General features: G+C 39.8%; 4 protein-coding genes. All 4 read left to right on the top strand.

All coding sequences use genetic code 11. The annotated features are described in order from the left end of the window. Positions 1 to 86 precede the first annotated feature (86 nt). A complete protein-coding gene (locus BGO84_RS14165; protein ID WP_291030151.1) occupies positions 87 to 3,080 on the top strand; it encodes a TonB-dependent receptor in 2,994 nt (997 codons plus the stop codon). 24 nt (positions 3,081 to 3,104) lie between these two features. Continuing rightward, positions 3,105 to 4,565 carry a RagB/SusD family nutrient uptake outer membrane protein gene (locus BGO84_RS14160; RefSeq protein WP_291030149.1) on the top strand — a complete coding sequence of 487 codons (1,461 nt, stop codon included), beginning with the start codon at positions 3,105 to 3,107 and terminating at the stop codon, positions 4,563 to 4,565. Positions 4,566 to 4,777: 212 nt separating this feature from the next. Further along, on the top strand, positions 4,778 to 6,847 hold the full coding sequence (locus tag BGO84_RS14155) for a glucoamylase family protein (protein ID WP_366246707.1): 2,070 nt from the start codon (positions 4,778 to 4,780) through the stop codon (positions 6,845 to 6,847). A gap of 7 nt (positions 6,848 to 6,854) precedes the next feature. Next, the gene (gene bglX, locus BGO84_RS14150; RefSeq protein WP_291030144.1) at positions 6,855 to 9,092 is read left to right on the top strand and encodes a beta-glucosidase BglX; all 2,238 of its coding nucleotides are present in this window, start codon (positions 6,855 to 6,857) and stop codon (positions 9,090 to 9,092) included. The last annotated feature ends 4 nt before the right edge of the window (positions 9,093 to 9,096 follow it).

The raw sequence follows: 9,096 nt of genomic DNA, 5'->3' as shown, positions 1-9,096 counted from the left end.
GAGTAAAGCATATACCCTATTTTTTATTTAGATTAACGAATATTTATGCCTAGTCCACAACTTTTAGGGAAGAGCCTTTATTATTCCTGTTTTGTTTCCTATTAACCACAGGAAATATTTATGCTCAAACGAAAACTATTTCAGGAATTATAAAGGACGAAGCCAATGAACCGCTGATTGGCGTTACTGTACAAATAAAGGGAACAAACAATGGTACTATTACCGATATCGATGGTAGATATACTATTGCAGCTGCTACAGGCAATGTTTTAGTATTTACGTATGTGGGAATGCAAACACAAGAAGTAACTGTTGGCTCACAAGCAAGTATCGATGTAGTTATGAAAAACGACAGTCGGATGCTTGCCGAAACAGTCGTGATCGGTTATGGTAGTGCAAAAGCAAAAGACTTGACATCTCCTATTGCTACGATTAAGGGGGATGATGTCAACAGGCATCTTACAGCATCGCCGATGCAAGCAATGCAGGGTAAAGTACCCGGACTACAGGTAATCAACACCGGTCAACCGGGAAGTTCGCCTAAAGTACGTATCCGTGGTGTCGGAAACTATGATGATTCTAAAACCGGACCCTTGTATGTTGTAGATGGTATGTTCTTCGATAATATCGACTTCTTGAATAACAGTGATATCGAAAACATGAGCGTACTCAAAGATGCTTCTTCTGCTGCTATTTATGGAGTACGTGCAGCGAATGGAGTTATCATTGTGACAACGAAAAAAGGCTTGACAGACAGAAAACCTCAGGTTACTTACGATGGTTACTTTGGTTTGCAAAAAGCTTCTAACCTGGTAAAGATGGCTAACTCTCAGCAATATGCGACAGTGATGAAAGAAATCGGTAATACAAATACTATCGATCAGTCTATCGCTAAGTTTGGTGGTGCTAATGGTATTCCCGCTGTAAATACCGATTGGTATGACGAAATATTGAGAGTAGCACCTATGCATAGCCATGCTATAAATGTTAACGGAGGTGGAGAAAAAACAACGTATTCAATCGGTATTAGTTACTTGAACCAGAAAGGTATCTTAGATAGCGACAATGGTTATGAGAGATTAAATATGCGTTCTAAAGTAGATATAGGTATCACCAACTGGTTGAAAGTAGGAGGTAGCTTTATTGTTGTAAACAGTGATCAAAAGCTTGCAAATAACAGTGCTTTTGGTAATGCGTATACATCACCTTCTATATATCCGGCTTATGATGCGAATAATAGCATTGCATCTCCTACCAAATATGGATCGGCACAAGATGTAGGGCTAACAAACTACTTTTGGAATCCGGTGGCTATTGCTGATTATTACAACAACAAAGTGGGGGTGACAGAAGTTCTTCCGGCACTTTACATGGAGTTGTCTTTCTTAGAAAATAAGTTGACATTCAGAACTTCTTACAATCAGGATTTGTCTTTCCAACGCAATCGTTTATTCTTACCGATATATACCGTTTCGGCCAGTCAACAAAATAAGAAAACACAGTTGACTAAATCTCAGAAATATACAAACAATTGGTTGATAGATAATATCCTGACATATAGAGACACTTTTGCTGAGAAACACAATGTGACTCTGATGGCAGGTAATTCTATAAGAAAAGAGAGATGGGAAAGAATGCGCTTGCAAGGCGAAGGTATCCCTGATGGAAGAGACGAGTACTGGTACTTACACAACGGTTCTATTATCGAGCAAGGAGCAGATGCCGATACTTGGTACGACAATGCAGAAGAAAATAGAGGCGCTTCGTTTTTCGGACGTTTGATGTATGACTATGCAGGCAAATATTTATTATCTGCTACATTCCGTGCCGATGGTAGCTCTAAGTATCAACAAAAGTGGGGATATTTCCCTTCTGTAGGTCTTGGATGGGTCCTTTCGGAAGAAAACTTTATGAAGAATCAGAAAGTATTTGACTTCCTGAAATTAAGAGGAAGTTGGGGTATGCTAGGTAACGATAAGATACAACGAAATGATGGATTTGCTTCCATTACACAAGAAACCGGATATTTCAACGGACAGATTATGCCGGGTACATCCAGCCTTTCGTTCTTCTCTTCTCTGAAATGGGAAAAAGTAGAAGAATTGGATTTTGGTTTGGACTTTACTGTTCTGAATAACCGTTTATCCGGAGAACTTGATTATTACAAACGTACTACAAAAGATGCTGTGTTCTTGAAGACACTTCAGTTAGGAGCCGGATCATTATTAATGAATAACGGTGAGATCCAAAACTCGGGTTTAGAAGTTTCTCTAAACTGGGAAGACAAGATCGGACGTGATTTTACTTACAATGTTGGTGTAAATATGTCGACTTTAAAAAATAAAGTCACTCACCTTGATGGTTTGGAACGCATAATTACATCCGGAGACTATGGCCGTATCAGACAGATTGGTCAGACAGTAGACTCATACTATGGATATGTAATGGAAGGTATTTATCAGAATCAGGCAGAAATTGATAATGATAAAACTTTAACAGATATTGCCAGCAAACCGGTTCCGGGAGACATTAAGTTTAAAGATATAGATGGTGACGGAAAACTGACAGACCAAGACAGAACATTGCTCGGTTCTCCACTGCCTAAGTTCTTCTTGGGTGGTAATCTCGGGTTCACCTACAAGGCTTTTGACTTTAGTACTGCATTCCAAGGACAGTTTGGCCATAAGATCTTGAATCAGAAACGGTTCTTGAGACAAAAACAAACTGATATAAATTTCGACGAAGATATCGTTAAAAACCGTTGGACAGGTGAAGGCTCTACAAACAAATATGTTTCAGGTGCAGCTTTGGGACATACATGGACATATAGCCGCTTCAACTCATTCTTTGTTGAAAGTGCCAATACATTTACGATTCAGAATATACAGTTGGGATATACTTTCCAGAATATTTTCCCTCAGAGTGGAAACAAATCTAGCTTAAGAGTAAGTTTTACGGCAGAAAGACCATTCAACTTCTTCTCCTATAATGGATTTACTACAGACGTGGCTGATGGAATAGATAACGATGTTTATCCTTTAACCTCAACTTACAGTATTGGTTTCAGATTGGTATATTAATTAAAGAAATAAGAAATTATAGTTATGAAATTTTATATATACATTATATCAGCATTATTGTTATTAAGCAGTTGTAGCGACTGGCTAAATAAGGAACCCGAAAATGTATTAGATGTCGAGGGACTTGATTATACTCTGACCGAAAATATGAACCAGCCGCTAATCGGTATCTATGCACGTATGCGTGGAGGAAGTGGACTTAGTTTCTGGGGAAGACTTGGCCTACTGAGCGTAAGAGGTGATGATATAAATAAAGGTTCTTCACCTTCCGATCAGGGAGAGTTAAACTATGCAAAGTCATTCGAATACAATCAGCTTGGTGGATATTGGGCATTAAACTCATCATGGACAGGATTATACAATTTGGTGTTGAGTTGTAACTCTGCTTTGGTAGACCTGAATAGATATAACGAGTATACAACAACTGAGGCTGATAAAAAACTGAATACTCAATATCAGGCAGAGGTACGTTTTATCAGAGCTTTTGCTTATTTTCAGATAACCAGATTCTGGGGCGATGCATTGCTTGTTACTGATAACAAAGAAGTATTAGGTACACTTAATGTTACCCCTCGGGCTGATATCTACAAGTTTATTAATGATGAGATGGATTTCTGTGAAGCCAATCTTCCGGCTTTACGTCCTAACGAAATGCCTCTGAAGGGTCAGGTTACTAAATATACGGCTTTGGCACTGAGGGCGAAAGCAAACTCTGATATCAACAATTGGGATGCTGTACTATCTGCTACAAATGAGATTATCAACAGTAACAAGTTTGAGCTTTATCCTGATTTTTATGATTATTTTAAAAAACCGGGATGCTTATCAAACGAAAATTTATTCGAACTACAATATGGTTTGGTTGGTAGCACAGCAATAGAGTCTGATGCGTGGTTTGCATTCCAAGGTCCAAGAAATGGATTTGTAGGAACAAATATTGAAGGGGGCTGGGGCTTCATGGTTCCTAGTGCTTCTTTAGAAAAACTATTCCAAGACAGGGGTGAGACCGTACGTAAAGAAACTACTTTCTTGTATGCCGGATCTACAACCAAGGAAGGTGATGTGCTAAAACCAAGTACAGCAGCAGACGGAAACGATAGAGTATTTAATGGGAAAGTATATTTACCTAGCACTCAGCTTCCGGAAGGAAGAACAGGGTATGGATTTGGTAATAACATCCGTGTGATGAGATATGCAGACATCCTTTTATTGAATGCCGAAGCAAAAGTTCGTAAAAATGAGAATGGGGATACTCCTTTCAACTTGGTGAGAACCAGAGCAAAAATGCCAACATTGACTAATGTTACATTGGATCAGATTTTGGAAGAAAGACGAGTTGAATTAGCGTGCGAATGGGGCGAACGATTCTTCGATCTTGTTCGTACAGGTAAGGCTGCCGGAACACTTCCTGGATTTACAGAAGGTAAGTCCGAATTTTATCCGATACCTCAAGCTCAGAAAGATTTGAATCCAAATCTTAAATAAGAAACTATCAGGAGAGGATACTCAGTACTTGAAAAGGTGCTGGGTATTCGTCTCTTCTTGTACTGAATATATTGTAATGTGTAAGTTTTTATTATCAACGTAAATGCCATATCATGAAATTAAGAATAATCTTCTGTCTGTTAGTTATAAGATGTTTATCTGCTCCCGCGCAAGAACCGGAATACGATCACATTTTTTTTGACAATGGTTTGATGGCAGGGCGTTACTATTACAGTAAAGCCGATTATACATCTCCTAGCTATATTCAGAATATAGAAAATAAACTACCGGTATCCGAAAAGGAATACTTTACAGCAAAAAACTCACTGCTATTAAACTATGTGTCTGCACCTAATGGAAGCTGGTCGGCGTCGATTCTTTATCATGATTGGCGGGGAAAAGACTTTGTGAAAGAGGGCAAATCTCTGGACTTTAAATTATTTATGAAATCGGGAACAGAAGCAGAAGAATTACCTCTTATTGCAATAGGTGCTATTAACAAGAAAGAAACAACTACATCGTCCTTTATCAACCTTAACGACTATATATCTCAATTCAAACAAGAGGAATGGGTATCAGTATCCATCCCTCTATCTGAATTTAAAAATTTAAGCTACACAAATACAAAGGAAATAAAAGAAGTTCTTTTCAAACAAAATTCACAAGACGGAAAAGAACATACTTTATATATAGATCAGGTAGAATTAAGTCCTATCCAAAAAACTGTTTCAAACGTGATAGTCCCGGCGATAAAAGCAAAGGCCTATGAGCGTCATGTAGACTTGTGGTGGGATAAATCAGGATTGGAAAATATAAAATATATCAAAATATATCGCTCCGAAGATGGGAGAGAGTTCAAGCAGGTAGGCATACAATATCCTTATACAGGACGTTATGCAGATTTCACAAACGAACCGAATAAGACATTCAGCTACCGCATTGCTTGTGTAAATTATGACTACTCCGAATCACAACCATCTAATATCGTAGAAGCAACAACCCGCTATATGACTGACGAGCAGCTTTTGGATATGGTGCAGGAAGCCTCGTTCAGATATTATTGGGATGGTGCAGAACCAAATTCAGGACTAGCCCTCGAAAATATTCCGGGACGCAGAAATATGATTGCAACAGGAGCTTCTGGTTTTGGGATGATGGCAATTGTAACCGGCGTAGAGAGAGGATATATAACTCGGGAGGAAGCCATACAACGATTCAAAAAAATAGTCGCATTTCTCGACAAAGCCGAAACTTTTCATGGAGGCTATGCTCATTTTATAGATGGAACAACAGGTAAAGTGGAACCATTTTTCGGAATGCGTGACAATGGAGCCGATATGGTAGAAACATCCTTTTTGTTTCAAGGGCTATTAACAGCCCGTCAATACTTTGACAAGAACAGTGATGATGAGAAATACATCCGAAATACAATCACCAAACTATGGAAAAATATAGAATGGGATTGGTTCAAAAAGACAAAAGATAGTAAATATTTATATTGGCACTGGTCTCCCGATCAGGAATGGGTGATAAACCACAATCTTATCGGCTGGAACGAGACAATGATAACTTATTTGCTGGCAATAGCCTCACCAACCCACGGTATAGGCAAAGACATGTATTATTCGGGATGGGCTAGTCAGGAAAAGCTGGCGCAGGATTATCGTGCCGACTGGGGACAAACACGTGATGGGGCAATGTACTCGAACGGAAATACATATTTCGGAGTAAAACTCGATGTGGGAGTGTCTAATGGAGGACCATTGTTTTTCATTCACTATTCCTACTTGGGGCTTGATCCGCACAAGATAAAAGATAAATATGTTTCTGAAAACTACTTCGAGAACTTTCGGAATATAGCTCTTATAAACTACCGTTACTGTGTAGAGAATCCTAAAAAGAATATCGGATATGGAGTAGATAATTGGGGGCTTACGGCGAGTGACGGACCTTGGGGTTATCGTGCCGCCGAACCGGTAGATCATCAGGATGTGGGAACGATGGCACCGACAGGGGCTTTGGCCTCATTCCCTTATCTGCCAGAGCAATCGATGGCGGCATTGAAGAATTATTATCGTAATTATGGTTCTTTCTTGTGGGGTGAATATGGTTTCCGTGATGCGTTCAATCTGAACGAGAATTGGTGTGCTAACATTTATATGGGGCTTAACCAAGCTCCGGTAACGGTGATGATAGAGAATTACCGTACAGGACTTATTTGGAATTTGTTTATGAAAGATCCCGATGTTCAGCGAATGGTAAAAGAAGTGTTTATTAAATAAATTGAAGATGAGATTGAATTGGATTACATCTTTTGCTTTGCTCTGTCTGCTTATACTTACGGGCTGTGGTAAAGACAAAGATCAGAGGGATGCTGAGGTGGATAAATTTGTTGATGACTTGCTTAGCCGAATGACTCTGGAAGAAAAAATCGGACAAACGGTTTTATATACCAGCGGTTATGATGTTATAACAGGCCCCACAGTTGACCCAAACTACAAAGAATACCTTAAGAAAGGAATGGTTGGAGGTATCTTTAATGCTGTGGGTGCGGACTATACACGTAGTCTGCAAAAAATAGCTGTCGAAGAAACTCGTTTAGGTATTCCTCTCATCTTTGGTTACGATGTGATCCATGGGCAGCGAACTATCTTTCCTATTCCCCTTGCCGAGTCATGTAGTTGGGATCTCGAAGCGATGGAACGTTCTGCTAGAATCGCCGCTTCCGAGGCTACAGCCGAAGGTATAAACTGGATATACGCTCCGATGGTCGATATCTCTCGTGATCCTCGTTGGGGACGTGTAGCCGAAGGAGCGGGTGAGGATGTTTACTTAGGCTCATTAATCGCTGCTGCACGTGTGAAAGGGTTTCAAGGAGATAATCTATCCGCTGTAAATACTGTAGTTGCCTGTGTGAAACATTATGCCGCTTATGGGGCGACTATGGCAGGGAGAGATTACAATACAGTAGATATGTCTCTCAATGAACTGTGGAATACATATCTTCCTCCATTCAAGGCTGCGCTCGATGCAGGATGTGGTACGATAATGACATCGTTTAATGATTTGAACGGAATACCAGCCACAGGGAATAAATACTTGCTGAAGGACATTCTTCGTGATAAATGGAATTTCAATGGATTTGTAGTTACAGACTATACCTCTATCAATGAAATGATACCGCACGGATATGCTAAAGATGAGAAGTATTCTGCTGAAATAGCGATGAATGCGGGTGTAGATATGGACATGCAGGGAGGTGTGTATATGAATCATCTGAAAACTCTTATAGATGAAGGAAAAGTTTCGGAGAGAGATGTAACCGAGGCGGCTCGGGCAATTCTGAAAATAAAATATAAGTTAGGACTGTTTGAAGATCCGTATAGATATTGTGACGCCAACAGAGAGAAAACCGATATTCTCACGCCTGCAAATAAAGAGGCTGCCCGGGACATGGCACGCAAATCGATAGTTCTCTTAAAGAATGACAAGCAGATTTTACCATTGAAAGAAAATAAGAGAATAGCACTGATTGGCCCTTTGGCGAAAGATAAGTATGAAATATTGGGTTGTTGGTCTGCAATGGGAAATCGTGATACGATTCCCGTAAGTGTGTATGATGGTTTGGTTGAAGCCATCGGTAAAGACAAAATCTCTTATGCCAAAGGCTGCGATATACAGAGTGATGATACGAAAGGGTTTGCCGAAGCTGTTAGAGTAGCTTCCGCTTCTGATGTTGTGGTGATGGTGATGGGCGAGTTTCATAATATGTCGGGAGAAAATAATTCCCGCACAAACTTATCACTTCCCGGTGTTCAATTGGATTTACTCAAAGCGATAAAAAAGACCGGAAAGCCTGTGGTTCTTGTATTGATGAATGGACGACCGTTGACTATAAATTGGGAAAAGGATAATCTGGATGCAATCTTGGAGGCTTGGTTTCCCGGTACAATGGGTGGCGCAGCTATTGCTGATGTGCTCACAGGAAAATATAATCCGTCAGGAAAACTAACAATGACATTCCCTCAAAATGTAGGACAAATTCCTTTATTCTATAATCATAAAAATACGGGTCGTCCTTATGATCCCAATGTCCCTCAGTTTGCGTATGGATCTCGTTATTGGGATGTCTCTAACGAACCTCTTTATCCATTTGGATATGGACTGAGCTATACAACATTTGCCTATTCAGACTTAACGTTATCGTCAAAAGAGATAACAAAAGACAGTCCGCTTAAAGTAAGTGTAAAACTTACCAACTCGGGCGGATATGACGGAGAGGAAGTTGTACAGCTTTACACGCGTGATCTGGTAGGAAGTGTTACGCGCCCTGTGAAAGAACTGAAAGGATTCAGAAAAGTATTCTTGAAAGCCGGCGAGTCGGAAGTAATAGACTTTACCTTGTCGGTGAATGATTTGAGATTCTATAACTCACAGCTTGAATATGTCTACGAGCCGGGGGACTTCCATCTTTTTGTGGGCGGAAGTTCGGATACGAAATTAAAAACAGAATTTACATTAAAATAGAAAC

It is taken from the genome of Dysgonomonas sp. 37-18, from assembly GCF_001899125.1.
In the GTDB taxonomy this organism is placed as follows: Bacteria; Bacteroidota; Bacteroidia; order Bacteroidales; family Dysgonomonadaceae; genus Dysgonomonas.
The sequence above is the reverse complement of the archived record's forward strand: the minus strand, read 5'-3'. Positions and strand labels throughout refer to the sequence as shown.

What these genes read in the sequence shown, in the direction of transcription:
- BGO84_RS14160 (WP_291030149.1), top strand. Translation starts at nt 3,105, where the DNA reads ATGAAATTTTATATATACATTATATCAGCATTATTGTTATTAAGCAGT.
- BGO84_RS14155 (WP_366246707.1), top strand. Translation starts at nt 4,778, where the DNA reads ATGGCAGGGCGTTACTATTACAGTAAAGCCGATTATACATCTCCTAGC.
- bglX (WP_291030144.1), top strand. Translation starts at nt 6,855, where the DNA reads ATGAGATTGAATTGGATTACATCTTTTGCTTTGCTCTGTCTGCTTATA.